The organism is Alkalicoccus saliphilus (assembly GCF_003044065.1).
Classification (GTDB): domain Bacteria; phylum Bacillota; class Bacilli; order Bacillales; family Salisediminibacteriaceae; genus Alkalicoccus; species Alkalicoccus saliphilus.
Genome location: NZ_PZJJ01000017.1, coordinates 1 through 25250, shown reverse-complemented (window position 1 = coordinate 25250; position 25250 = coordinate 1). Strand labels below are relative to the sequence as shown.

Here is a 25250-nt window from a genome sequence, read left to right as displayed (position 1 = left end):
CGGTGGGAAAATACGGACGCTGTGCTGAAGTTCGTTGATGATTAAAGAAAAACACTCCTTCGTTCGTCCTGCAACAGGAGATCTCATCGGTTATTCGTGTGTTTAAATGCTGACAGGCACTGTGAAATTCGTTCTGTTTATAAAATGAATACGGGAGGAATATAATGAGCCAGCTGAATAATATTAAAAAGGTATTAGTTGCAAACCGGGGTGAAATCGCTATACGAATCTTTAGAGCGTGCACCGAACTGCATATCCGTACGGTAGCTGTCTACTCGAAAGAAGACACGGGTGCCTTTCACCGTTATAAAGCCGATGAAGCATACTTAATAGGAGCAGATAAAAAGCCAATTGATGCCTATCTGGACATTGAAGATATTATTGCGACAGCGAAAGAAAACAATGTAGATGCGATCCATCCCGGGTACGGGTTCCTTTCTGAAAATATTGAGTTTGCAAAACGATGCGATGAAGAAGGAATTATTTTTATCGGGCCGGAAACAAAACATTTAAATATGTTTGGAGACAAAGTAAAAGCACGCAGCACAGCTATCGAAGCGGGGCTTCCTGTCATTCCGGGAAGTGATGGGCCGGTCGACAGTCTGGGAGAGGTCGAGGCTTTTGCAGAAGCTCACGGCTATCCATTCATCATTAAAGCAACTCTTGGCGGTGGGGGACGGGGGATGAGAATCGTCCGGGACGCTGCTTCTCTGTCGGAATCATACGACAGGGCAAAGTCCGAAGCAAAATCAGCGTTTGGAAATGACGAAGTCTACGTAGAAAAATTTGTAGAAAGCCCGAAACATATTGAAGTCCAGATTTTAGGAGATACACACGGAAATATCGTGCACTTGTACGAAAGAGACTGTTCCGTTCAAAGAAGGCATCAGAAAGTAGTGGAAATCGCTCCAAGCGTATCTTTAGGAGAAGATCTCCGGGAAGATATCTGTGAAGCAGCCGTGAAGCTCAGCAGGAACATCGCTTACGTTAATGCAGGCACGGTGGAATTTCTCGTCGATCCTCATGGAGAATTTTTCTTTATTGAAGTGAATCCGAGAATTCAGGTGGAACATACCGTTACCGAAATGATTACCGGGTTTGATATTGTGCAGGCCCAGCTTTATATTGCCGATGGAAAATCCATTCATGGCGAAGAATTAAATATGCCGGAGCAGAAAGATATTAAAACGTTCGGCTATGCGATTCAGTCCCGTGTAACGACAGAAGATCCCGCAAATGACTTTATGCCGGACACAGGGAAAATTATGGCGTACCGTTCCAGCGGCGGATTTGGCGTGCGGCTTGATGCCGGAAACGGCTTCCAGGGGGCGGTGATTTCTCCTCACTATGATTCACTTCTCGTTAAAGTTTCCACCTGGTCTTTAACGTTTGAAGGTGCGGCGGCAAAAATGCTGCGAAACTTAAGGGAATTCCGCATACGCGGTATTATTACGAACATTCCGTTTCTGGAAAACCTCGTTCAGCATAAAGATTTTCTGAGCGGAGATTACAACACGTCGTTTATTGACAGCACGCAGGAACTGTTTGTTTTTCCTAAACGAAAAGACCGGGGAACAAAAATGCTTAATTTTATCGGGGAAACGATCGTGAACGGCTATCCGGGACTCGAGAAAATGAGGAAGCCGGTGCTGGATAAGCCGCCTGTGCCTGCTGTCGAAAAGGGGACAGTACCGAGAGACGGAACGAAGCAGATATTGGACGAACGCGGACCGGAGGGGCTGGCCGAATGGGTGAAAAGTCAGCCGCAGGTGCTGCTGACAGATACTACGTTCCGCGATGCTCACCAGTCACTTCTTGCTACAAGAGTGAGAACGCATGATTTGAAGAAAGTGGCTGGACCGACAGCGCATCTTCTGCCGCAGCTGTTTTCTTCGGAAATGTGGGGAGGCGCGACTTTCGACGTTTCCATGCGGTTCCTGCACGAAGATCCGTGGGAACGGCTGCTTCTGTTAAGGGAAAAAATGCCGAACGTCCTCATGCAGATGCTGCTGCGCGCTTCCAATGCCGTCGGGTACAGAAACTACCCGGATAACGTCGTCAAAGAATTCATCGGAAAAAGTGCCGATGCGGGAATGGATGTTTTCCGCATTTTTGATTCCCTGAACTGGATTGAAGGGATGCAGCTCGCCATTGATGAAGTCAGGAACAAACAGAAGGTGGCGGAAGCTTCGATCTGCTACACGGGAGATATACTGGATGCTTCCCGCACGAAGTATGATTTAAATTACTATAAAAACATGGCTGTAAGCCTGGAAGAAGCCGGGGCTCATATTCTTGGGATCAAGGATATGGCGGGCCTCCTTAAGCCGGAAGCGGCCTATCAGCTGATAGGGGAACTTAAAAACACCGTTTCCATTCCTATTCATCTGCATACGCACGATACGAGCGGGAACGGTATCTTTACCTACGCAAGAGCTATTGAAGCAGGAGTCGATATTGTGGATGTGGCGATCAGCTCGATGGCCGGACTGACTTCCCAGCCAAGTATGAACAGTTTGTACTACGCACTGGAAGGAAGCGGCCGCCAGCCGGACATGGACATCAAAGCAATTGAAGAGCTGAATGAGTACTGGGATTATACGAGAAAGTACTATCAAGGTTTTGAAAGCGGGATGAATTCTCCCCACACCGAAGTGTATGAACACGAGATGCCCGGCGGTCAGTACAGCAACCTGCAGCAGCAGGCTAAAGCCGTCGGCCTTGGTTCCCAGTGGAATGACGTGAAGAAAATGTACCGTAGAGTCAATGATATGTTTGGTGACATCGTCAAGGTCACTCCTTCTTCCAAAGTGGTGGGGGATATGGCCTTATACATGGTTCAAAATGAGCTGACAGAAAAAGATGTTTTTGAAAAAGGAGAGAGCCTCGATTTTCCTGATTCTGTCGTGGAATTATTTCAGGGCCAGCTCGGACAGCCGTACCAGGGCTTTCCGGAAAAACTGCAGCAAATTATTTTAAAAGGACGCCGCGCCATTACGAACCGCCCGGGCGAAAATATGGAAGAAGTCAATTTTCACAACCTTCAGGAAGAACTGTATAAAGAGGTCGACCGTCAGATTACGAGCCACGATTTATTGTCCTACGCGTTGTACCCAAAAGTGTATATGGAGTTTGAACGCTTTAGGGAGCAGTTTGGAGACGTGACGGTACTCGATACCCCGACGTTCTTTTATGGACTGCGGCTCGGGGAGGAAATTGAAGTTGAAATAGAGCAGGGAAAGACGTTAATTGTAAAACTCATTTCTATTTCAAAACCGCAGGACAATGGGACAAGAATCGTTTATTTTGAACTGAATGGCCAGCCGCGGGAAGTAAACATTAAAGATCAGAATGTAGCTGCCGCTGTGAATGAACGACCGAAAGTCGATAAGAAAAATATTAATCAAATAGGAGCTTCCATGCCTGGAACCGTCGTGAAAACATTAGTTGTAGACGGGGAAAAAGTGAAAAAAGGCGATCATCTGATGATTACGGAAGCGATGAAAATGGAAACGACCGTTCAGGCTCCATTTGATGGAGAAGTCAAGGCAGTTTGCGTAACAGACGGCGACACCATTGCAACGGGTGATTTATTAATTGAATTCGGCTCCTGAGAAATTTTTAATCCAGAAGACGCGGCGGTAATTATATAAAAATGCAGCAGATCGAAAACATAAAAGGGTGCCTCACGGTTTCACACCGGAGGCACCCTTTCTTTTATATCCTATGCAGCAATAAAATTGTTAAAGCAGCAGGAATTTTATATTCTGTTAAACCCTTTGATGAGAGTAGCTTCAACATGGCTCAGATGACTCAGCATTGCCCGGCGGGCGGCTCCCGCGTCCTGTGCAGCAATTGCATCATAGACGTGCACGTGTTCTTCGTAAAGGCGGGAAAGGGTTTTCTGTTCAGAAAAAAGCCAGACGCGTCTCGCTTCAAACATTGTTCTGCGGAGCGTATCGGAAAGCTGTTCCATCATTTCCACCATCGTTTTATTGCCGGTGGCTGCGGCTGTTGCAAGATGAAAAGCAACGTCGGCAGCTTCACCGACACTTTCCCCGGTCGCTGCCTTCATATCCGACAACGCTTGGTTTAAAGCTTCCAGGTCCTGATCTGAACGCTTCAAAGCCGCGAGTTCTGCAGCCCCTGCCTCTATAATTTTACGAACTTCAAAGAGGTCGAGCATTTCCTGTTTGGAAATGACCTGACCTGTTTTTAATGGATTATACATCCCGGAGAAGTCATATTCATTCACGAAAGTTCCTTCCCCCTGACGAATCGTAACGGCTCCAACGGCACGAAGCGCACTGAGGGCTTCCCGGACCGCAGAACGGCTCACCTGGAACTGCTCGGCAAGCTGCACAACCGAGCTGAGCTTTTCTCCGGGCTGAAGATCTCCGGATCGGATCATTTCTTCAATCTGCTCCCGGACGATTTCCGATATTTTTTTGGACTGTATCTGTTTAAAGCTCATAACGGCTGTCTCCTTTAAGTTCCTGGGTAGTCATTTTTAAAATACCATGCCCCCGCGGGAGATTCAATTATAAAGAAGAGAAGACGCCCGGCTTCAGGCGTCTTCAATAATAATATAGTGGGCGGAAACCGGACCGTGCACGCCGACGAGGAGACGCATCTCGATGTCGGCCGAGTTGCTCGGACCGGATATGAAATTCACACACGAAGGTACTTTTCCTTGTTCTTCGCGCATCTGGTGGATGACTTCCGCTGCCTGGGTCATCCGTGCAACGATCGTGGAGCGGGGGATCAGGGCAATATGAACCTCCGGGAGAAGACTCACCGCCCGTCCCTTTCCGGGGGCGCTGAACAGAACCACAGTACCGGATTCAGCCAGGGTGATGTCCGAGAAAGTAATGCCGACCTTGGCACGCTCGGCAAAAGCCGTCATTTCCTCTCTGTCGTTGTCGGACCACGCCATGCTTTCCGGGAGAGAGTCAAGTACAGGTTCGAGACTGAAGGAGTGGAAGCGCTCGTCCTGCCAATAGACGGCAGAGGAAGCCCCGAACTGCTGGAGCACCTGGTGCAGAGTTTCCGGAAGATCAGCCGCTGTCGTTGTATCGACCGACGTATGGATCGTTTCACACTGTTTTATTAATATTTCCTGGAGTTCTACGGGAGAAGCCCCGGCAAACACTTCCTGCTGCGGCTGTTTTTTCCACACGGGCCGTTCGACTCCTTCGGTGCGCCGTTCCCGGCCGAGATTTCCGGCAATATTGGATAAAAAGGTTTCTTTGTTATGAATTTTCCCCATCATTTTTCCTCCTTTCGCGTTCGGCAAACCAGTCACGGAAGCGGTCATCCTTCTGGGAGGGCAGGGTGCGGATCTTCGTCCACAGCTTCACCGGGCCGGGGCCGCTTTCTTTTTCGCTGAATCGATCGACAATAGGAGAAGCGGACCTGCTTCCGAACTCAAACAGTTTCGGGTGACTTGCGGCGTAGGCAAAGCCCTGCATAGCCATTTTTTCGCTGAATCCGCCGCCCTCGTGTTCCACAATGTCACGACGGTGCTCAAGAAGCAGTTCATGCAGTGGTATTTTGACAGGACAGGCATCTGTACAGGCCGCACAGAGCGAAGAAGCGAATGGAAGCTCTTTATTGTTTTCGTATCCTTCAAGAAGAGGCGTCAGCACCGCCCCGATCGGTCCCGGATAAATTGAGCCGTAGGAATGCCCGCCGACATGCCGGTAGACCGGGCAGACGTTAATACACGCAGCGCAGCGGATACACTGCAGAGCGCTCTGGTATTTAGTACCGAGAATTTTGGAGCGTCCATTATCGACAATGACGATATGAAATTCTTCCGGGGCATGTTCGTCGTCTGCTTCCGACGGGGTAAGGCCGGTAATATAGCTTGTCAGCTTCTGACCGACGGCACTCCGGCAGAGCATACTGACGAGTACGTCGAGCTCTTCCCAGGTAGGAACGATTCGTTCCATACCCATCACGCTGATTTGTGTTTTCGGGAGGGCTGTTACCATGCGGGCATTTCCTTCGTTTGTCACTAGAGAAACCGAACCGGATTCTGCTACCGCAAAATTACAGCCGGTAATGCCGACATCTGCACTTAAAAATTCCTTTCGAAGCTGTTCGCGGGCGAAGCGGCCGAGCTCCTGAGGGTCGGACGACTGGCTGTAGCCCCGCTTTTTGTGAAAAGTCTCCCGGATCTGGTCTTTGTTTTTATGAAGTGCCGGTACAACGATGTGGGAGGGAGGATCATGGTCATCAAGCTGCAGAATCCATTCCCCGAGGTCCGATTCAATCACCTCGCAGTCCAGCTCCCGGATCGCTTCGTTCATACCGATTTCTTCTGTCACCATCGATTTGGCTTTAACGACTTTTTTCGCTTCCTTTTTCTTAATAACGGACTGGATATACTCGTTTGCTTCTTCCTTCGTTTCCGCAAAAAAGACGTGTCCTCCCTGGGCGGCGGCATTTTCGGCGAACTGCTGCAGGTAAAAGTCGAGGTTGTCGAGCGTATGCTGGCGGATTTCCTCGGCGTGGTCGCGCCAGTCCTCCCATGTACCGAGTTCGGCAGTCGAATCTGATTTTCTTCCTTCCAGCCGGTCCTGGGCCCCAGAAACAGCGGAGCGCATAAACTCATCATTTATTCCTTTTTCAACGCGCTTGTCGAAAGGTTCATTGCTGATGCGGATACTCATGTGTGCACCTCTTTTCTGCTGTTTAAAATTTCTGCGATATGGCGTACTTCCACTGGTCTGCCTGTCCGTTCGATTCTTCCGCCGATATTCATCAGACAGCCGAGATCGGAGCCGACAAGACAGGCTGCTTTTGTTTCTTCTATATGCTGTACTTTTTCATCGACCATCTGCTGGGAAATCGGCATCATTTTTACAGCAAACGTCCCCCCGAAACCGCAGCAATGCTCTTTAAACGGCAGTTCTGTGAGTGTCAGTCCCGAAACGTTTTCCAAAAGACGGACTGGAGCCTCTTTTACGCCGAGCAGCCGCGTCATGTGGCAGGAAGAATGGTAAGTGACGGTGCCATGGAATTCTGCCCCTACATTTTCCACACCGAGGACATCGACGATAAACTGGGTAAGTTCATACGTTTTGGAAGCAAGCTCCTCTGCTTTTTTCTGCCACTTTTCGTCATCGGAAAATAGTTTTTTATATTCCTGGACCATGGTTGCGCAGGAACCGGAAGGGGTGACAACCCATTCTGCGTCTTCAAACGTAGTAATCATGTGACGGGCTACTTTTTGTGTTTCTTTTTGATAGCCGCTGTTGAACGCAGGCTGGCCGCAGCACGTCTGGTTACGGGGAAAGGACACATTGCACCCGAGACGTTCCAGAAGCTCCACGGTGCTGCGCCCTACAGAGGAAGGGTAGACCGCGTCAGCTAGACACGTAATAAACAAAGATACATTCATAAGTAGACCTCCATTTTGTTAAGCAGATTTGACTGCTTCTTCGTTTCCGGCTGTGCTGCGTGACCCCCGGTAAAGGGCGTATGCAATTCCGGCTGAAATTGTTATAAGAAGGAAAGTACCTGGATTCAGACCAGGCCCGTAAAACCAGACGGAACCGAGAGCGCCTGCAAAAGTAACGTAGTAGGCAGTAGGAATTAATGTTTTGCGGATAAGGAGCCCTTCTTTACCGGTGAGTCCTCCTGCTGCACTTGCGGCCACTACATTGTGTACGCATATCATATTGCCTGCTGCACCGCCGATAGCCTGCAGAGCAACAGTAGTAGTGCCGGTGACACCGATAAGCTCTGCTGTTTCATATTGGAAGCCGGAAAACATCATGTTGCTGATCGTGTTGCTTCCTGCAATGAAGGCACCGAGCGCTCCAATTACAGCAGAAACGAGGGGCCACTGAGATCCAAATACGGCTTCTGCACCGAGCGCCAGCTGAAAGGGCATTGTACCAAACGGATTGGTTTCTACACCGGTATTAATGAACACCTGCACCATCGGTACGGCAAAAATGAGTGCTGCGGCTGCACCGACTGTTGTTTTAAACGAAGACAGAGCAGCGTTTCCAAACCGGGAAACAGGCATACGGTATATGAAAATAGATAAAGCAGCGGCAGTGATCAGTACCGCGGCCGGAAGATATAACGGCTGAAAAGACACCGGAATCCCGGCATTAAAAGGTTCTCCAAAACTAATGACGACACTTTGAAGCCATCCTTTAAATGGAAGAGCATCAAGCCTCGTCAGAACGAGAAGTACACCAACAATCACATAGGGGATCCAGGCGCGGACCATGGAAATATCGGGAACGCGGCCGGATGCCTCCGTGCGTAGTGTTCCTTTCCACTCAGGATCCCAGTTTTCCTCCCGGTCAAACTGCCACGGCTGTTCCGGCATAAACAGACCCCGTTTTGCAGCCGGAACGACGACAGCCAGGCCGATCAGTCCACCGAATAAAGAAGGAAATTCAGGACCTAGAAAAACAGCGATAAGCATGTAGGGAATAGTAAAGGAAAACCCGGCAAACAAAGCGAACTTCCAAGCCTGCAGCCCTTCTGTAAACGAACGGTTCTTCCCAAAAAATTTCGTCAGCATAGCGATCATAATGAGCGGAATAAACGAACCGATGATTGCGTGCAGAATAGAAACGTGCCGGGTAATTTCCATCAGCATTTCCATGCTGAAACCGGGAGTGTTCACCAGGCCGTCGTTAATACCAATCAGTACCGGGGTGCCGATCGCACCGAACGTTACCGGCGTGGACTGAATTGTCAAAGCTACCATCACCGCTCCCATTGCAGGAAAACCGATAGCAACAAGCAGGGGAGCCGCAATAGCGGCAGGAGTTCCAAAGCCCGAAGCGCCTTCAATAAACGAGCCAAACAGCCAGCAGATTATAATGGCCTGAACTCTCCTGTCCGGAGATATGTCTGTAAATCCCCGGCGGATCGTATTAAGAGCTCCGCTTTCCCGGAGGGTGTTTAACAAAAGGATAGCCCCGAAGACGATAAATAAAATAGTAAGTGCGGAAACAAGGCCGTTAATCACTGCCCCGCCAATTTGATTAACAGGTACATTCCAGAAAAATACGGCTGCGCCTATAGTAATTACAAGAGAAACAGGCATCGCCCGGCTTGCAGGCCAGCGAAGAATTACAAGAAAAAGTAAGACAGATAAAATTGGTGTCAAAGCGATCAATGTGAGTATCCCAGTTCCCATGAGTGTTCCTCCAATCATTATACGTGAAATCAGTAAAAAACATAAGAGTAGATGATCTGAAGAACAGGTCATCAGATGTATTTTTGTAAGTGCTTACATTATAAGCACATGAAAACTTTTCCTGCAACCTCTTTTTCACAAATTTGTCACGGATGAAAGGACCTTTTTTAAGTAGAGTAAAGGCGGGGCAGGAGAGAAAAAAGCAGGGGGGAAGCTCCTGTACAGTTGATAAAGCAGTTAAAACTGGCGATCATTAACAAACTAAAAAACCTGACAGATCGGGCCGTCAGGCTTTTTTAGTGGTTAATTGACTTTTTGAGCAGCTGTTTTTAATCTTTAGCACTGCTATTTTTTTTCGTCCGCTTCTTCTTTCATTCTTTGAATATATTCTTTTCGAAGACGCTGACGGTAGCCGTACGTACCTTTAAGGACGGTTTCTTCATCTTCAAGACCAGCACCGATCGCACCAATTACGGTTGCAATTGACGTGATCAGCCAGGCTAAGTAAAGAAAATACGGAAGTCCTGCCGGCCGTCCGATGCCGTCTCCTGATTCCAGGAGATCCGGTGGAATAAATAAAAATACGGCAAATAGAAAACAGAAAAACAACAGAACATAATAAATAGCCACTCCAAATCCTATCGTAAAAACAGTGGAAGCATTATGAAGCCGGATTAAGTATTTATTATCATTTGTTTCCGACCTGGTTTCCCAAAGTTTGTGGGCAATAATAATCCAGGCTGTCATTGCCGTAAAAGAGATCACCATTAAGGTGGCAGCCCTTATCTCATCGTAGGAATCTGCAAGCATCCAGACGGTAGGGAAAATCAGTGCATAGGCCCCGGTAGCAAAAGCAACAGCCACAACGCTCTTAAACGTCGTAACTACCTTGTATGGATCGTTGGCACGCACCATGCCGCTCGTCAGCCGCATGTAGCCGTTTGCCCGTGGGGAAGCGATGAAGCGTACGGTCGTGTCAGCTCCTTCTTCGTCTACTGTAACACGATCGATATTCACGGTAATACGCTTAATCGGTGCAAAACGGTTGAGCGGTCCGGCTTTGCATAGTTCCCGGGAACCAATTTTGTGCATGTTTTTATCATTTCCCGGATCCATGTTATCTACTCTCTCCTGTTCCCGGTCTCTTGCTTCTTCGGAACTGCCGTGATGCATTTCACTCACAAGCTGCAGCGAGGCTTCCCTGACGCGGCGGAGGAGTGGGGCGAATCCAAGAGCCGGAAGAGAGATCTGGGCAAGCGCGAGTTCTTCTTCGACTTCTGCTACGATAAATTCGCCGTCTTTAAACAAAGGCATATCTGTAACAGCAATGGCATAGTCCCAATTTTTATCATCAGAGATACTCTGAGCCTGCTGGAGTGTTTTTGCCGCATTTTCTTCTGCTCCGATATAGGAGTCAACGACAATTTCTACTTTCCAGGAATATTCATCGTCCACGTAATCTCGCAGAAGATCCGCCAGCTCACCAGCTAGTTTATCAGAAAGATCAGATGCTGCTTTTGGAGCTGGAATCAGACCAACATGAAGCGTTGGAAGCTCTGTATGATCTGACTCACTGTCCGGCATCTCTTCTTTTTCTTCCTGTTCTTTTTCTTCAGTGGTTTTTTCTTCTTCACTCTGCTCTGCTTCCTCTTTATGGTCGGAATCACTATCCCTCATCGAGTCTTTTTCTTTCTGTTTCTTTTCTTCGGTCGATTTTTCTTTTTCACTCTGCTCTGCTGCTTCTTCGTTACGATCGTCGTTCATAGCAGAACACCTCCTCTGCTGGAAAAATAACTGAATTGGAGTAGTCCGAAGGTTACTTATACCCTGAAAAAACAGGAGATAACCATGAATTGTGCTATTAATTTTCCTCTTTTTCAATAAGCTGCTTATCAGTGGAAAACAGACAGCGTTTTTAGTAAGTCATTCTCCTCAGATTATTTATGAGTATCAACGGCGGTGCATTTTTTCCTGCAGTCGTTTTTTCCTTCCTTCAAATCCTCCTGCTGTCCCGTCCCGTATTTTATACTTTAAAGCTTCATCACATACTTCCACTGCATCGGAATAACTGCCCTCTTCCTCATAAAGTTCCGCAAGACGCTTAAAGGCAGGGACGTCGGGTGGAATAAAATCAAGCAGGGATTCCTTATGATATTTCTTTTTGTATGCTTCCAGAATGTCCGGGGTGTATTTAATATGCTCCCGCCAGATATCCTTACATTTTTCGAGGGCGGCTGTTCCTTCCTCATGCTGCAGATTGTAAAAATAGTCTCCCGCTGTTTTATAAAAATGGTGGCGGTCGAGAGGGCTGCCTTCGGAAAACTGATAGGCAACCTGAAGGGCTGCTTTTGCCTGCTCTTTATCTTTAAAACGGTTTCTTTCAAATTCCTCCAGTGCGAGGCGGTACCTTTCGTTCTCTGGAGCCGGGGTACTTTTTTCCTGATCCTCTGATTTTTTGAAAAAATTAAACAGTCCCATGCTTCCAATCTCCTTTCCTGCCTGTACTCAGACTATTATTGGTTCTACTATTCCCTATTCCCATTTCCCTTATTTTTAAGCTCTGTTAAGGCAGGGAAAGAAAAGGGTAATAACGATAGTAGTAATTACGAGGGGAGATTTACAATGGATGAGTGGATGAACTACATAGCCGCGGAAAATGTCATCGGTACATTCGCAGCTGCGGCGGCCGGTGTTTTTATTATCTATTTTATGACACGGCTGCTGAAAAAAAGTCTTGGACGTTATGTAAAAGACCACAATAACTGGTACAGGACGCGGAAAGCAGCAAATGTTTTCGGGTTTGTACTCGTGGTCATTTTCCTTGCTGTTCTTTACAGTGATATGCTTGGCGGCATAACTGTAGTTTTAAGTGTTGCGAGTGCAGGTATTGCTTTTTCACTCCGCGAAGTTATTGCGAGTATTGCCGGATGGCTGACAGTGCTTGTAGGAGGGATGTTCAGTACGGGGGACCGGGTCCAGCTTGGAGGAGTAACCGGAGACGTCATTGATATTGGTGTCCTGAGGACGACCATCATGGAAACAGGGGACTGGGTGGAGGCAGATCTGTACAACGGCAGAATCGTAAAAATTGCAAACAGCTTTGTTTTTACGGCACCGGTGTACAATTATTCCACAGATTTCCCCTTTTTATGGGACGAGATTAAAATTCCGGTGAAATTCGGGAGTGACTATACCTTTATGAGACAGCTGCTTTATGATGCGGCGGAAGAAGCTTCTGGAGGGTATACAGAGGAAACGAAGGAATACTGGTATTCGATGGTGCGGAAGTTTTACATTGAAAACGCAGCGACAGATCCGATGGTAACGCTTCAAGTGAACGACAACTGGGTGGAATATACAATCCGCTACGTCGTACATTACAAAGCCCGGCGTTCCACAAAAGATCGTCTGTTTACTAATATATTGGAAAGAATAGAGGAGCATCCGGATAAAACAAGTCTTGCCTCTGCTACTTTTGAACTCGTGAGTGCCCCTCCGGTAAATATTAAAGTGGATAATAAATAGTGTTTTTAAGGAATTTTGAAAGGCGGTGCTGGCAGGGCTGTTAACAGTGGCTGCAGCGGGCGGAATGCTCGTAATATCCAGGCGGAAAAACATCGAACAGCACCAACAGTGAGCCAAACAGCACGTAATAAGAAAACAGTGAAAACGTCCTTCCGGTCAGGTGTATCGGGAGGGCGTTTTCTGCTTCTTATTCTGTTTCCGGTGGACACTGGTGCAAAGATTTTTTTATTACATTTTCATTTGTAAAATAACGGAGCAGTTGAGAACACCCTTAGAAAGAGAAGATTTTTCATGTGATTAACGTAAAAGGAATAGATATAAAACACAGGAAATATCCTTTATTATCCATGATTTATGTGATAAAGTAAAAATATTGAATTTTCAAACAAATATTTCCTTTTTGTATTACATTGGAAGAAGGAGGGGAGAGGTTTCAAATCCAAATGCTCCGCTTTATGTAAGTTAGTTCTTTCACTGTGCTGCTGAAATTGTTTAGAATCATCAACTGTTTACAAGCCCTTGTTACCAGGGTATTTTTTGAAATGCCCAAAAAGAATATATGGAGGTTTTGTGGAATGACTAAACAATACGTAAGGAAATCAGTTCCTGTACTCGCCTGCTCTGCTCTTTTATTTTCAGCTGCTCCGGTCTCAGCAGAAGAACACAGCGTAGAAGACGTTATCGAAAATTCCCGGGAAGCGATGTACAACCTGGAAAGTCTCTCTGTCGACACCGAAATCGAATACTCTTATGAAAGAGGAGAAGAGCAGATCGTCGACTACCATGTGTCCGAGGAAGATATTATCAGCAGCCCTTTTATGATGAGAGGTTTTTATACCACGACGGCTGATGATGGATCGGAATTTAACTGGGCGATGTATTCAACAGAGAGTGCGTTCTACAATCAGGACAGTGATGGGCCGTGGGTCGTAATAAGAGAAGGAGACGAAGGATTTGAAAGGCCGGATTTTAAAACGACGATGGACGAGATGTATTTCTATGATATAGACCTGTTTGCGGATGAGTTTTCATTAAGCGAAGAGGATGGAATGTACGTTTTAACCTACGACAGTTCGGGCGGAACGTATGAAGATGTGCTCGAACCTTCATTAAGCGGGGATATGGACGAGGGATTAACCGGTGACGTGGATGAGTATGACGAAATTACGGACGTTTTCTATGAGGTACATATCGACAAGGAAACTTACTACCTCACGGATATGTACAGGGAATTTCATACGTCTTATACGGACGAGGGAGAAAGAATCGATGTAAGGGATTCTTTGTGGAGAACCTTCCATAATTTCAACGGTGTGGAGCCTTTTGAAGTTCCGTCTGAAGTGGTGGATGGCGCTGTAGATTATGCGGACTATTATCCAGACTACTATGAAGAGGGAGACGAGCTCCCGGCCACTGCCAATAACTATCCGTTTTACGTGCTGGCCGGCCTGTTAACAGCGGCAGCAGCCGGCGGACTCCTGGCTGTATCCCGTAGAAAGACAGGTATTGAAGTTTAACGGGAAGATATCCAGCAGTAGATTTTCGACCGAAGCTGTTCATTAGAAGGAAGTTGTTCTTTATCTCTTCGGCTGCCGGGGGAAAAGCTGTCAGCTGCTCCTCACGGCGGGCCGGGCTGGAGGGAATTTTCTTCTATCTCCCTGCTTTAACACAGATAAACACATTAGAGGAGGAAGCAATATATGACGAAAAACAGATGGAAATTTTCTGCCGGTGTGTCCGTGATGATGCTCGCTGCTGTCCCAATTTCAGCACAGGCACTTTCTCCTGAGGAACTCATTCAGGATTCACGGAACGCGATGGAAAGTCTCGACAGCTACTCCATTCATACAGAAATTACTTACTCCGATATCAGTGAATTCGGTGAATTTGAAGGCTCCTATGAGGCGCATGAAGATATCTTTACCAGCCCTTTTAAAATGCGTACGCAGGCTTCTACCGAATACGACGGCGATACCGACAGCTGGACTACCTACTTAACAGAGGACGCGTATTATTTTACGGATTTTGAAGATACGTGGTTTAAAATCACCGCGGATAATCCGGAATTTGATATGCTGGCCTACGGCAGTACTGCAGAGGGCTATTTTGAGGAAATAGAAGCACTTGACGGCTTTACGGTCACGGAAGAGGACGAGGCGTATGTGCTGACGTATGAAAGCGATGAAACTGGATATGAAGATGTTCTGGATCCCACCCTGGAAGGGGAGGATGATGAAATAACGGCAGAGCTGCGGATCAACAATCTTTTTTACGAAGTGCATATCAGCAAAGAAACAAACTATCTGACAGAGATTCACAGAGAATATGAGACCGTATATGAATACGAGGACGGCCGGACAGGCGAGGAGTTTAAGGAGTCTTCCCGGACAACCTTTTATAACTTCAACAGTGCAGAAGAATTTGAGATCCCTGCAGAAGTCATAGAAGGTGCGCTGGACTACGATGATTATTATTTTGACTACGAAGAGGAATTCATGGAGGAAAATGGGGACGAGCTTCCGGCTACCGCTTCCGACTATCCTTTTTACGTACTGGGGGGACTGCTGACGGCTGCTGCAGCAGGCGCAATGCTTGTTATCTCCCGAAGAAAAACAGTTTCTTAACAAAATTCAGGCGAATAAATTTGAAAAGGCCGGCCTTCGGGACTGTCGAGTCTGCAGGGCAGGCTTCTTTATTGTTTTTCAGTGAATCACTGCGGTACCCGGCCTTTACTTTTTCCTGACAGCAAATATCTGTAAAACTGGCAGTTTTCTTTGTCTCCCTTTATAATGATATCTTAAAACAGCGATGAAAGAAGGATAGGAGAATGACTATGCGTTTACAGCGACTGCCGGAGAGTTTTTACCATCAGCAAACACTCGACCTGGCCCGGGCGATGCTCGGAAAAATCCTTATTAAAGAAACAGCAGTAGGAACAGCAGCTGGAAGAATCGTCGAAACAGAGGCTTATATCGGACCGGGAGACCAGGCTGCCCACAGCTACGGAAACAGGCGTACAAAAAGAACCGAAGTGATGTTCGGTCCTCCCGGCCACGTCTATACGTATGTGATGCATACACACTGTCTCTTTAATGTAGTGAGCGGCAGGGAAGGACGTCCGGAAGCGGTACTCGTCCGGGCTGTGGAACCATACCTCGGTAAAGAATTAATGTATGAACGACGAGGGCTTCATCATAAAGAAACGAATTTAACAAGCGGTCCGGGCAAGCTGACAAAAGCCCTCGGTATAACTATGGAGGATTACGGTCTGCCCGTCTACCAGAGTGTCCCTTTCATTGCGGAAGGAAGCTCCCCTGAAAACATATCGGAAGGAACGCGGATCGGCATTCCAAACAGCGGGGAAGCAAAAGACTTTCCATGGCGTTTCTGGGAGACAGATAATCCGTTTGTTTCCCGGGGGAGGTAAAGTCCTGTGATATTCCAGGCAGAGAGGGGGGGGCGGCGGTCCTGAGCGCAGCTATATCTTCCTGCTTAAAGCAGCGGCTTTGCCCTCCTTCTCAAAAAATATTCAATTTTCCCGGAAATTATTTTTAGCAGAAAGGGTTATATTTCCGTAAAACGGGTATATTAATAATAACAACAGAATAGATTCACACCGCAGGCAGCTCAGCCATCGCGTTGATTCCGCCAATGTACCGGCTGCAGCTTAATCTATTCTTTGGTGGTATGCATATTAAGCAGTTAAGATGCATTCAAGCTGGAGAATAAAAGCTGAGTGAAACAGCCAGCGCCTGATGGAAATGCGAAAAAATCAGGATCGAGGAACTGGATTACAAACTTCCTCAACACATTCACTTTATCCTTCCATCAATGGCTTGTAGGACAGCAAACCTGCGGAAGCAGCTGAGGCCGTCTGTTACGCTGAAAGTAAGGTAAGTAAATCGTGAATACTTCAGCCGGTGAGTAACAGATTGGAGCCAAGAAATGGTTGAGTTCCCTATGGTGTGAATCTATCTTGAAAAGGGGCTGTTCTTCCGGAACAGCCCCTGAGTTATGCCTGAAATCGATATTTTATTCGTAAGTCGTGTATTCAGTTCCAGGATATTTTTGACGGACTCGGCGCCGGAACGAAATAACGGTGAGCATAATAGCAGCAATTACAAGGATAAATCCGGAACCCTGCCACCATGTGAGAATTTCATTTAAAATAAAGATACTGATAATAACTGAAACAACAAGCTCCATTGAAGAGAGAATGGCAGCCTTGCTGGATTCCACGTAAGCCAGCCCGTAAGTGAAAAGAAGATAGGCAAATATAGTGGAGATAATGGATATCCCAAGAAGGGGTATCCATATTTCACCGGCAGTAAGCAAAGCTCTATGTTCCCAGATACCGCTTGTAGGAATAGTAAAAGCCATGCCGCTTAAAAGCGCATAAAACGTTATTGTCAGCGGATGATAAATACCGGTAACAAATTTTCCGAGCAGGCTGTAGGAAGCACAGAACAGTCCGGCCAGGAGCCCAAGGAGGATAGTCAGTGTATCTGCGCTGTCCCCACCGGGAGGGAGAAGTCCTACAGCGAGGGCACACCCGACGATAGTCAGCCCTATGGCAGCATTTTTCTGGATTGTCAGCTTTTCACGGTAGAGAAAGCGGGCGATCAGGGCAGCGAATATTGGGGAAGTGTAAACAAATACGACAGCCACAGCAACGGAGGCACGTTCCATGACGGCAAAGTAAAACCAGTTGAAAACAGCCATGCTGACGATGCCGAGGGCGCATAAGTATGGAAGGTCTTTCAGTTTTATTTTTAAATACTCTTTTGCAAACATCAGAATAATAATAAAAAGAATCAAAGCGGACATAGTCATTCTGGCTGTGACAACCTGCCAGGGGGAAAAGCCGAACTCGTACAGTGTCTGCACAAATAATCCGGTCATTCCCCAGCAGGCAGCACCGCTCAGAACAAGAATATATCCAAGAGCCGCACGGATATTTGCTATCACAGACACCACTCCTTTCCTTCTTCTACCGCAAACCTACCGCACTCCGGAGTATAAAGCAACAACTGTAGTAAATAAGAAAAGGAATAAAAGTAAAATTCCTCCTGAAGCAAAATTCCTGTACAATAGAAGTAAAGGTTTATTAAAGAAAGGGGTTACAGTATGTCTTCCAGAACAGAAGGGCTGCATGAGATGGTTGTTTTTTCTGAAAATCTGCTGAACTATGACGAAAAAACGCTCACAACACCGGTGAAGCCAGGGAAGTGGTCAATCAGGGAGATTATGGGGCACCTGTACTACTGGGACCGGTTAATTATGGAATCGATGGTTCCGCTTATGAAAAACGGAGCAGTTCTTCCGCCCTTTCCGAACCCGGATATATATAACCGGGCAGCGATTGCTTCGCTGGAAGGAAGACGGGCACTAAGAATTATTGAAGAATTTATTTCCGTAAGAAATGAATTCATCCGTCAGCTGGAAAAAACGGAGAAAGAAGCTGTTTTTCGAATAAGCGGATCAAAAGGGGAGTCGAGTACGGAAAAAATCGCTGCTTTTTTGACGGAACATGACAAACATCACCGGGAACAGATGGAAACTTTTCTTGAAGAACATCAAAAGAGAGAAGCAATGGCCCGTAAGAAGTAACAGATTATCCAATTTGCAGAAAGAAGAAATCCAACCTTCAGAAGAACCCATGGGAACGATTGCGTCTGTAAAGTCAGAAATTTCCTATAATAACTTTAATTGATCAGCAGAGCTGTCTTGATATAAATAATCAAGAAAGCTTCAGAGTGTTGATTAAGTCTTGGTTTCAGAATAATTATTCTTCTGAGCGTATAGCTTTCTCCTGCACTCCCCGGCGGAAGCTTGCCGTGGGGCTCGTCATCAGCTATTTTCCAGCCCTTCGGCCATGGAAAAGGATCTTCTGACTTCGCTTTATCCCACCGGCGTCCCCGCCGGACGTTCCGGAGGAAAAAGCTTTTCCTGAATGGAAGAAAGGATGGAATCAACACGTTATTTAGAAGAGAAACCTTCTTTTTATTTTCCTGCTGGAGCTGCAGCAGGCGACTCCGAAGCGATGAAGGACGAGCAGAAGATCCATTTCTTCCGACCATTGGAGGAAGAAATTAGCTGAAGCCGGCCCGCCCGGAAAGCGTCCTGTGGAGGCGAAAACAGGGAAATGCATAGGCATGTATAAAAAATACTTTATAAACAGCCTGGAGCTGTCTTGATATAAATAATCAAGACAGCTTTTTTATTTTCAAGAATAATGGAAATTTATAGAATTTAACCGTTGTAGAAGAACAAAATTAATTACAAATATTCAATACGTTAAAAATTTTTTTAATCAATTAAACGTTGGTATGTCAACGTTTTTATAAATATGCCCCTGAAACAAGGGTTTACAAAATTCTATAATTAAGTAGGATAAATAATGTACAGTAAACAAAAAAGCGGCCGGAACAACAAAAAGGGGGTGTTTGATTGTCAGACTTCAGCAGGGAAGAGGCGGAGGCTTCGATACAAAATGCAAAAGATCTGGTAATTGAATCCCTGGCAGAAACTATGGACCTTTACGGAGTGACAAGAAGTGCCGGAACACTTTACGGAACGATGTATTTTGAAGGGGATATGACGCTGGATGAAATGCGTACACAGCTTGGAATGAGCAAGCCGAGCATGAGTACAGGCGTAAAAAAGCTTCAGGATTTGAACGTTGCAAAGAAGACATTCCGACGTGGCCAGCGTAAACATACTTATATAGCTGAAAGAGATTTCTTTAAATTCTTTTCTGACTTTTTCAGTGATCAATGGAAGCGTGAAGCAAATTTGAATCTTGAGGCTATCGACAAGGCTCAGATGCAGCTGAATGAAACGATAGAAGACAGTAGCCTGCCGGAGGAAACATGGAAGGAAGCAGAAAAAGTCCACCGGATTTTAGAGGAATCGAAACCATATTATTACTGGCTTCAGAATCTGGCGGCGATGCTGAGAAGCGGTGAACTTATCGATGCTGTTCCTTATTCCCGGAAGCAGAGGAAAAGCTGAAATATCCGGGATATGTATTTCAGGGAGAAAATAACCGATCAAAACTTTAAATTAAAATTGGAGGAGATTTAAAAATGAGATCTATTTTAAAAAAGTCAACAACAGCAGGGGCAGCAGCACTTAGTGTATTAGTGGTCAGTGCATGTGGTGAAGAAGATACAAGCGGAGAAGCATACAGTCCGGAAGGTGAAGAAATTACTTTAACGCTTGTTGCGTGGGATTCAGAACTGGCTTCGACGAACGTTATCGGAAAAGTGCTTGAAGAAGCCGGGTACGATGTAACTTTAACTGCAGTGGAACAGGCTCCAATGTGGATCAGTACAGCAAATGGAGATGCGGACGGATTTGTCGGAGCATGGCTTCCGTCAGATATGGCTTCAGAATACGAAGAATACGGAGATGACGTTGTGGATCTCGGTCCTAACCTGGAAGGGAATCGTACAGGGCTTGCTGTCCCGGACTATATGGACATCACGAGCATTGACGAACTTTCTTCTGACGTGGTTGACGAAATTATCGGCATTGATGCTGGAGCTGGAATTATGACTTCTACAGAAGAAGTCGTAGAAACATATGATCTTGATATCGAGGCGACTCCAAGTTCTGATGCGGCGATGACAGCCGCGCTTGATTCAGCATACAATAACGAAGAGCCGATTGTAATTACTGCATGGCAGCCGCATTGGAAATTCAACTCTTATGATATTCGATTCCTTGAGGATCCGGAAGGCGTTTATGAGGAAGAAGAGGAGATCCGTACGATGGTCCGGGAAGGACTGGAGGAGGAACATCCGGTAGCCTACGAAATTCTGGATAACTTCTACTGGGAAACAGAGGACATGAACGAAGTAATGCAGGACGTAGCAGAAAATGATAAAGACGTGGAGGATGCCGCACAGGACTGGATCGACGATAACCGTGAAACAGTGGATGAGTGGCTTGAAACGGCAGAACAGTAAAATGCTGCAAAGCTTTTATAAAGGGACATTTTCTTTGTAAATTGCAGATTCAGTCTGAAATAAGAAGAAAAAACCGCCGGAAATTTTTTCCGGTGGTTTTTTGTCTATTCGCTGATAAAATGGTTCTCCCGCTTCCGTTGTTCTGCAGCTATTTCAGGATCTGCTGCAGCATTGGATCGCTCTCGAGAAACTCAAGTGCTCTGGTACGGTACGTTTCTTCATGAAGATATGTCCACCGGTGCGGTTTCATGTCGGGACTTCTTTTTATCGCCTGACGGAAATCGTCTTTTGTCAGATGTAGAGACTGCACGTAATCAAAAAAGCCGGTCCGGCTGAACACTTTATGCATTCGTTCAGCCCGGTGATTCTGGACATGGGCCATAATATAGGTGGAGATGCCGATCTGTATGCCATGCATTTCTTTATGTTCAGCATGCTTATCCAGTGCGTGGGAAATTAAATGCTCCGAGCCGCTGATAGGAGCACTGCTGCCGCTGATCACCGTAGCTACTCCACCCATCGTCAAGGAACTGACCAGTTCCTTAAGAAATGTAGGGTGGGTAATGTCACCCATCGGTGTCCGGATAAAGCTGTTCACCGCTTTTTTGCTGAGCATAGCCGCAAAAGCGTTTACCTGGCTCACCCCGCGGCGGTCTTCAAAATCCCAGTCGTACAGAGCTGTAATGTTGGACATCAGATCCCCAATACCGGCAAGGATGAATTTTTTTGGAGCCCGCTGAATAATATCGAGATCAGCGACGATACCGTAAGGAACCTTTGCCGGCACCGTCGTTTTCTTTCCATCCACGATCAGAGAGGAGTTACTGCTGGCAAAGCCGTCGTTGGAAGCGGAAGTTGGCATGCTGATAAAAGGAATGGCCCGGGAAAACGCGATATACTTTCCCTGATCGATAACCGCACCGCCTCCGACTGCTGTAACAGCGTCGTACGTTTCCATAGAAAAAGCTTTTTTAATAAGGCCGTGAATATCCATGGAAGTATCCAGCAGTTCCCCTTGCGCTTTTACTCCGGAGAAAGACTGCAGCACTTTCTCCGACAATTCTTCATACGTGAATTTATCAAAAAGAAAAAGTACTTTTTTAAAGCCGTGCCTTTCAAATACTGGCTCAAGTCGGTAGAGAGAACCGGCGCTGATCTCCAGAACGGCAGGGATAGGGATATTGGTAATGGGGCTAGTCATTTTTCAGGAAACCCTTGTCCGTAAGCTCTTTTTCAATCTCAACAAAGCTTTCCACCGGAACGTAAGGAACACCGTTCTCTGTTAATATTTCCTGCAGGCGGTCTTTGGCAAAATTGAGATCCGCATAGACTGCCGGATGGGAATCCGGTTCGCTGTCACCGGCGAAATGTACGGTTTCGTACTTCTTTTTCAAGTCCTGAATGACTTTCGATTTATCGATTCCGTAGCGGTCGGAATGGTATTTGTTCTGGGGGTCGATATCCAGGTGGATGTTTTTATCCTGGTAATATCCTCTGTTGGAGAGAACCTGCACGTTCTGCACGCCGTACTTTTCAAGTACGTGCTGAATATAATAGTCGGTGCCGGCACTCAATACATAAAAATCTCCTCCATTTTCCTGCACGCGTCGGATAAAGGCCGGAACATGTTCATCAATAGGGATATCGAGGGCGTCCTGAATAATCTGTTCTTCTTCCTGATGAATCGAAGTGAAAACTGTGCTCAGAAAATCGATGTCTTTTATTTCTCCGGATTTCCATTTTTTTACGAGTTCACTGCCGTCCGGAAAGTATTTTTCGATCACAATCCAGTAAAAATCCTTTTTCGAGATCGTACCGTCAAAATCAGAAACAAAAGCCCAGTTTTTCATCATATATTCCTCCATTAGTCAGCTTCTTTTCTCCATAGTAGCAGAATTCCCGCTAAAAAGAGAGAAAATCCAGCGAATCTTCTATGAGACGAGGGGGGAGCGCTATGATTTTTCGGATGCCTGCAGAATGTTCCGGGACCGGTAATAAACAGGGTAGTCGATCATCTCTCCGTCAACCTGTACGGCGGCCAGCCCTTCTGCTTCTGCCTCCTGGAAAGCCCGGACAATTTTTTCTGCCTTAAAAATTTCTTCGTCAGATGGGGAGAAAACCTCATTCGCCTGCCCTGCCTGGGACGGGTGAATCAAGAGCTTACCTTGAAAACCGAGGCCTTTTACCATCGCTGCCTGCCGGCGAAAACCCTCTGCATCCTGAAAGTTTGTGAAGACACTGTCCACCGGTGGTTTCTTTCCCGCAAGACGACAGGCCAGAACGATTCTGGAACGGGCGTACAGCAGTTCCGATTCATCCGGCAGACCAGCCGCCTGAATGTCGAGTGAAAAATCGATGCTTCCAAAGGCGAGCGTTTCCACTTCCGCACAGGATTCTGCGATTTCTTTCGCGTACCAGACACCGGCTGCACTTTCGATAATCGGGAGGAGGGGACGCCCCGGCAGCTTCTTCTGCAGCTGTCTGACCTGTTCGGCTGAAGCTGTTTTCGGCAGGACGATGCCGATATCCGGTATGTTTTGCAAAGCTTTCACATCTTCGTGATAGAAGGGGGACTCTGCATCATTAACCCGGATATAAAACGGATGGAGATTTTCTTTTGATGCGAGCTGCCGGGACAGCCTGTCGCGGGCGGTCTTTTTTTCCTGAACAGCCACAGCATCCTCCAGATCAAAAATCACCCGGTCTGCTTCTGTAGTAAGTCCTTTATCAATCATTTTATCGGATACGGGAGGAACGAATAAAATAGAGCGCTGCTTCATACAAAAGCCTCCTGTCATAAAATTATTTTTTTCTGGTACCGAATTCTTTACGGATTTTTTCGTTGTGTTCGCCGAGTTCGGGAATATCACCCATCGTTATCTTAAAACCCGGTGCAGTAATCGGTGGGAGAAGGGTTTGGATATCTCCAGCAGGGGAGTCGATGGTTGTCCAGCGGTTTCGTTCTTTCAGCTGGGGGTGCTCCATAAAATCTTTCATCGTATTCAGTTTAGCATTGGCAATTTTCATCTCGTCAAGTTTTTCAGTCAGCTCTTCGGCAGTCATTTTTTCAAATACAGATGCAATCACTAAAGCGAGTTCTTCCTGGTTCTTTACCCGGAGCGCATTGGTAGAAAAAAGCTCTTCTTCAGCAAGCTCCGGTTTTCCTATCACCCGGCTGCAGAACGCTTTCCATTCCCGGTCATTTTGAATACCGAGAAAAACCTGTTTTCCTTCTCCTGTAGTAAAAGGTCCGTATGGATAAATGGTGGCGTGGCTGGCGCCCGTGCGTTTTGGTTCAGATCCTCCGTAACCGGCGTAGTAAAGGGGATAGCCCATCCACTCCCCGAGGGCTTCCAGCATGGAAATGTCCAGATGAGTGCCTTTTCCTGAAACAGAACGGGCGATAACAGCCGCCATTATGCCGCTGTAAGCATACATACCTGCTGCAATGTCTGCAATGGAAATGCCGGCTTTGGAAGGTGTTTCTTCGGTGCCGGTAACCGACACAGCGCCCGCCTCGCACTGAATCAGCAGATCATAGGCTTTTTTGTTCCGGTAGGAACCATTTTCACCGTATCCTGTAATACTGCACGTAATCAGGCGCGGGAATTTTTCTTTCAGGGTGTCCGGGCTGAAGCCGAGACGATCGACGGCTCCGGGAGCAAGATTGTAGAGAAAAACGTCTGCTTTTTCAAGCATGTTCAGAAGCAGTTCTTTACTGTCTTCGCCTTTTAAATCCATTTCCACGGATTCTTTGGAGCGGTTCAGCCAGGTGAAGTGGCTCGACATACCGTTTACCGTTTGATCATAGTGACGGGCAAAATCTCCGCTTTCCGGCCGTTCAATTTTAATTACCCTTGCACCGAGATCAGCGAGCTGTCTGGCGGCAAAAGGAGCGGCCACAGCCTGCTCCAGTGAAACAACTGTAATTCCTTCAAGAGGTCGTATCATGACAGCATCTCCTTTTTGTATAATTTTACGGTTCCTTTATCGGGTGTTATTGGTTTGAGAGGTATCTGTCGTTGGAAACTGGCAAGGCTGTCTGGAACGAAATTTTTGTAAGGATCGAGGATCTTTTCAGAGTGTTGATTAAGTCTTGATTTCAGAATAATTATTCTTTTGAGCGTACAGCTTTCTCCTGCACTCCCCGGCGTCAGCTGTTTGCCCTGCGGCCGTGTAGGATCTTCCGACTTCGCTTTATCCCACCGGCATCTCCACCGGACGTTTCGGAGGAAAAAGCTTCTCCTGAATGGAAGAAAGGGCGGAATCAACACGTTTTTTAGAAGAGAAACCTTCTTTTTATTTTTCTGCTGGAGCTGAAGCAGGCGACTCCTGGGCGATAGAGGACGAGCAGAAGATCCGTTTGGGAGGAAGAAATTAGCTGAAGCCGGCCCGCCCGGAAACATACTAACATTAGTAGCACAAACCAAGGCCATGGTTTGTGCTACGCTTTTTTTGTAGAAGGGAAGGGAAGTCGTCGGGACGCCTGGATCGTTGAATCCGCAAATGGAAACCGGCTCCCTTCCCACCCTTAGGAGAATCTGTTTAGTATGTTGGGTCTTCGAGACCGTGTTTAA

Annotated in this window: 22 protein-coding genes; 8 read left to right on the top strand and 14 right to left on the bottom strand. The window is 46.7% G+C overall.

Annotation, left to right across the window (positions count from 1 at the left end; all coding sequences use genetic code 11):
* The first annotated feature begins 164 nt into the window (after positions 1–164).
* Positions 165–3614, top strand: a complete 3450-nt coding sequence (gene pyc, locus C6Y45_RS10760; protein ID WP_174703883.1) for a pyruvate carboxylase — start codon at positions 165–167, stop codon at positions 3612–3614.
* Positions 3615–3760: 146 nt separating this feature from the next.
* Here the strand turns inward: pyc and C6Y45_RS10755 are convergent, their stop codons facing one another.
* The 7 genes from C6Y45_RS10755 to C6Y45_RS10725 all read right to left on the bottom strand — a co-directional run bounded on the left by C6Y45_RS10755 (position 3761) and on the right by C6Y45_RS10725 (position 11653).
* Positions 3761–4474: a FadR/GntR family transcriptional regulator gene (locus C6Y45_RS10755; protein ID WP_107585223.1), complete on the bottom strand. Its 714-nt coding sequence runs from the start codon at positions 4472–4474 to the stop codon at positions 3761–3763.
* Between the two features lie 93 nt (positions 4475–4567).
* Positions 4568–5272: a LutC/YkgG family protein gene (locus C6Y45_RS10750; protein WP_107585222.1), complete on the bottom strand. Its 705-nt coding sequence runs from the start codon at positions 5270–5272 to the stop codon at positions 4568–4570.
* Complete coding sequence (locus tag C6Y45_RS10745) at positions 5253–6677, bottom strand: LutB/LldF family L-lactate oxidation iron-sulfur protein (RefSeq protein ID WP_107585221.1); 1425 nt, start codon at positions 6675–6677, stop codon at positions 5253–5255. The genes C6Y45_RS10750 and C6Y45_RS10745 overlap by 20 nt, the downstream gene beginning before the upstream one ends.
* Positions 6674–7408, bottom strand: coding sequence for a (Fe-S)-binding protein (locus C6Y45_RS10740; protein WP_107585220.1), 735 nt, complete (start codon positions 7406–7408; stop codon positions 6674–6676). Before C6Y45_RS10740 ends, C6Y45_RS10745 begins: the two co-directional genes overlap by 4 nt.
* A gap of 18 nt (positions 7409–7426) precedes the next feature.
* Positions 7427–9175 carry an L-lactate permease gene (locus C6Y45_RS10735; protein WP_107585219.1) on the bottom strand — a complete coding sequence of 583 codons (1749 nt, stop codon included), beginning with the start codon at positions 9173–9175 and terminating at the stop codon, positions 7427–7429.
* A 345-nt stretch (positions 9176–9520) separates the two neighbouring features.
* Entirely contained in the window at positions 9521–10939 is a 1419-nt protein-coding gene (locus C6Y45_RS10730; RefSeq protein ID WP_146159173.1) for a hypothetical protein, read from the bottom strand.
* Positions 10940–11125: 186 nt separating this feature from the next.
* The gene (locus C6Y45_RS10725) at positions 11126–11653 is read right to left on the bottom strand and encodes a hypothetical protein (RefSeq protein ID WP_107585217.1); all 528 of its coding nucleotides are present in this window, start codon (positions 11651–11653) and stop codon (positions 11126–11128) included.
* A gap of 144 nt (positions 11654–11797) precedes the next feature.
* Between C6Y45_RS10725 and C6Y45_RS10720 the strand changes: the two genes are divergently transcribed.
* The 4 genes from C6Y45_RS10720 to C6Y45_RS10705 all read left to right on the top strand — a co-directional run bounded on the left by C6Y45_RS10720 (position 11798) and on the right by C6Y45_RS10705 (position 16127).
* Positions 11798–12700: a mechanosensitive ion channel family protein gene (locus tag C6Y45_RS10720; protein WP_107585216.1), complete on the top strand. Its 903-nt coding sequence runs from the start codon at positions 11798–11800 to the stop codon at positions 12698–12700.
* Positions 12701–13275: 575 nt separating this feature from the next.
* Positions 13276–14217 carry a DUF6612 family protein gene (locus tag C6Y45_RS10715; protein ID WP_160058320.1) on the top strand — a complete coding sequence of 314 codons (942 nt, stop codon included), beginning with the start codon at positions 13276–13278 and terminating at the stop codon, positions 14215–14217.
* 183 nt (positions 14218–14400) lie between these two features.
* Positions 14401–15324: a DUF6612 family protein gene (locus tag C6Y45_RS10710; RefSeq protein WP_107585214.1), complete on the top strand. Its 924-nt coding sequence runs from the start codon at positions 14401–14403 to the stop codon at positions 15322–15324.
* A 209-nt stretch (positions 15325–15533) separates the two neighbouring features.
* On the top strand, positions 15534–16127 hold the full coding sequence (locus C6Y45_RS10705) for a DNA-3-methyladenine glycosylase (protein WP_107585213.1): 594 nt from the start codon (positions 15534–15536) through the stop codon (positions 16125–16127).
* Positions 16128–16732: 605 nt separating this feature from the next.
* On the opposite strand, the gene C6Y45_RS10700 is transcribed toward C6Y45_RS10705, so the two are convergent.
* Positions 16733–17668 (bottom strand): DMT family transporter, encoded by a 936-nt coding sequence (locus C6Y45_RS10700; protein WP_245922642.1) that lies wholly within the window; start codon positions 17666–17668, stop codon positions 16733–16735.
* A 159-nt stretch (positions 17669–17827) separates the two neighbouring features.
* Between C6Y45_RS10700 and C6Y45_RS10695 the strand changes: the two genes are divergently transcribed.
* Positions 17828–18310: a DinB family protein gene (locus C6Y45_RS10695; RefSeq protein ID WP_245922641.1), complete on the top strand. Its 483-nt coding sequence runs from the start codon at positions 17828–17830 to the stop codon at positions 18308–18310.
* A gap of 95 nt (positions 18311–18405) precedes the next feature.
* Here the strand turns inward: C6Y45_RS10695 and C6Y45_RS17560 are convergent, their stop codons facing one another.
* Both C6Y45_RS17560 and C6Y45_RS17555 read right to left on the bottom strand, forming a co-directional pair.
* Positions 18406–18678, bottom strand: coding sequence for a hypothetical protein (locus C6Y45_RS17560; protein WP_160058318.1), 273 nt, complete (start codon positions 18676–18678; stop codon positions 18406–18408).
* A 5-nt stretch (positions 18679–18683) separates the two neighbouring features.
* Positions 18684–18857 (bottom strand): hypothetical protein, encoded by a 174-nt coding sequence (locus C6Y45_RS17555; protein WP_160058316.1) that lies wholly within the window; start codon positions 18855–18857, stop codon positions 18684–18686.
* A 293-nt stretch (positions 18858–19150) separates the two neighbouring features.
* On the opposite strand from C6Y45_RS17555, the gene cudC reads away from it, so the two are divergent.
* Together cudC and C6Y45_RS10680 are read left to right on the top strand one after the other, a co-directional pair.
* Positions 19151–19714, top strand: coding sequence for a choline uptake/conversion transcriptional regulator CudC (cudC, locus tag C6Y45_RS10685; protein ID WP_107585211.1), 564 nt, complete (start codon positions 19151–19153; stop codon positions 19712–19714).
* Positions 19715–19788: 74 nt separating this feature from the next.
* Positions 19789–20673: a glycine betaine ABC transporter substrate-binding protein gene (locus C6Y45_RS10680; protein WP_107585210.1), complete on the top strand. Its 885-nt coding sequence runs from the start codon at positions 19789–19791 to the stop codon at positions 20671–20673.
* A 148-nt stretch (positions 20674–20821) separates the two neighbouring features.
* Here the strand turns inward: C6Y45_RS10680 and C6Y45_RS10675 are convergent, their stop codons facing one another.
* From C6Y45_RS10675 to C6Y45_RS10660, 4 genes are all read right to left on the bottom strand, one after another.
* Complete coding sequence (locus C6Y45_RS10675; protein ID WP_107585209.1) at positions 20822–21874, bottom strand: iron-containing alcohol dehydrogenase family protein; 1053 nt, start codon at positions 21872–21874, stop codon at positions 20822–20824.
* Entirely contained in the window at positions 21867–22523 is a 657-nt protein-coding gene (locus C6Y45_RS10670; RefSeq protein ID WP_107585208.1) for an MtnX-like HAD-IB family phosphatase, read from the bottom strand. Before C6Y45_RS10670 ends, C6Y45_RS10675 begins: the two co-directional genes overlap by 8 nt.
* Before the next feature lie 102 nt (positions 22524–22625).
* Positions 22626–23453 carry an HpcH/HpaI aldolase/citrate lyase family protein gene (locus tag C6Y45_RS10665; protein ID WP_160058314.1) on the bottom strand — a complete coding sequence of 276 codons (828 nt, stop codon included), beginning with the start codon at positions 23451–23453 and terminating at the stop codon, positions 22626–22628.
* A 22-nt stretch (positions 23454–23475) separates the two neighbouring features.
* Positions 23476–24624, bottom strand: a complete 1149-nt coding sequence (locus C6Y45_RS10660) for a CaiB/BaiF CoA transferase family protein (RefSeq protein WP_245922640.1) — start codon at positions 24622–24624, stop codon at positions 23476–23478.
* Between the last annotated feature and the right edge of the window lie 626 nt (positions 24625–25250).

What these genes read in the sequence shown, in the direction of transcription:
- pyc (WP_174703883.1), top strand. Translation starts at nt 165, where the DNA reads ATGAGCCAGCTGAATAATATTAAAAAGGTATTAGTTGCAAACCGGGGT.
- C6Y45_RS10755 (WP_107585223.1), bottom strand. Translation starts at nt 4,474, where the DNA reads ATGAGCTTTAAACAGATACAGTCCAAAAAAATATCGGAAATCGTCCGG.
- C6Y45_RS10750 (WP_107585222.1), bottom strand. Translation starts at nt 5,272, where the DNA reads ATGATGGGGAAAATTCATAACAAAGAAACCTTTTTATCCAATATTGCC.
- C6Y45_RS10745 (WP_107585221.1), bottom strand. Translation starts at nt 6,677, where the DNA reads ATGAGTATCCGCATCAGCAATGAACCTTTCGACAAGCGCGTTGAAAAA.
- C6Y45_RS10740 (WP_107585220.1), bottom strand. Translation starts at nt 7,408, where the DNA reads ATGAATGTATCTTTGTTTATTACGTGTCTAGCTGACGCGGTCTACCCT.
- C6Y45_RS10735 (WP_107585219.1), bottom strand. Translation starts at nt 9,175, where the DNA reads ATGGGAACTGGGATACTCACATTGATCGCTTTGACACCAATTTTATCT.
- C6Y45_RS10730 (WP_146159173.1), bottom strand. Translation starts at nt 10,939, where the DNA reads ATGAACGACGATCGTAACGAAGAAGCAGCAGAGCAGAGTGAAAAAGAA.
- C6Y45_RS10725 (WP_107585217.1), bottom strand. Translation starts at nt 11,653, where the DNA reads ATGGGACTGTTTAATTTTTTCAAAAAATCAGAGGATCAGGAAAAAAGT.
- C6Y45_RS10720 (WP_107585216.1), top strand. Translation starts at nt 11,798, where the DNA reads ATGGATGAGTGGATGAACTACATAGCCGCGGAAAATGTCATCGGTACA.
- C6Y45_RS10715 (WP_160058320.1), top strand. Translation starts at nt 13,276, where the DNA reads ATGACTAAACAATACGTAAGGAAATCAGTTCCTGTACTCGCCTGCTCT.
- C6Y45_RS10710 (WP_107585214.1), top strand. Translation starts at nt 14,401, where the DNA reads ATGACGAAAAACAGATGGAAATTTTCTGCCGGTGTGTCCGTGATGATG.
- C6Y45_RS10705 (WP_107585213.1), top strand. Translation starts at nt 15,534, where the DNA reads ATGCGTTTACAGCGACTGCCGGAGAGTTTTTACCATCAGCAAACACTC.
- C6Y45_RS10695 (WP_245922641.1), top strand. Translation starts at nt 17,828, where the DNA reads ATGTCTTCCAGAACAGAAGGGCTGCATGAGATGGTTGTTTTTTCTGAA.
- C6Y45_RS17555 (WP_160058316.1), bottom strand. Translation starts at nt 18,857, where the DNA reads ATGCCTATGCATTTCCCTGTTTTCGCCTCCACAGGACGCTTTCCGGGC.
- C6Y45_RS10680 (WP_107585210.1), top strand. Translation starts at nt 19,789, where the DNA reads ATGAGATCTATTTTAAAAAAGTCAACAACAGCAGGGGCAGCAGCACTT.
- C6Y45_RS10675 (WP_107585209.1), bottom strand. Translation starts at nt 21,874, where the DNA reads ATGACTAGCCCCATTACCAATATCCCTATCCCTGCCGTTCTGGAGATC.
- C6Y45_RS10670 (WP_107585208.1), bottom strand. Translation starts at nt 22,523, where the DNA reads ATGAAAAACTGGGCTTTTGTTTCTGATTTTGACGGTACGATCTCGAAA.
- C6Y45_RS10665 (WP_160058314.1), bottom strand. Translation starts at nt 23,453, where the DNA reads ATGAAGCAGCGCTCTATTTTATTCGTTCCTCCCGTATCCGATAAAATG.
- C6Y45_RS10660 (WP_245922640.1), bottom strand. Translation starts at nt 24,624, where the DNA reads ATGATACGACCTCTTGAAGGAATTACAGTTGTTTCACTGGAGCAGGCT.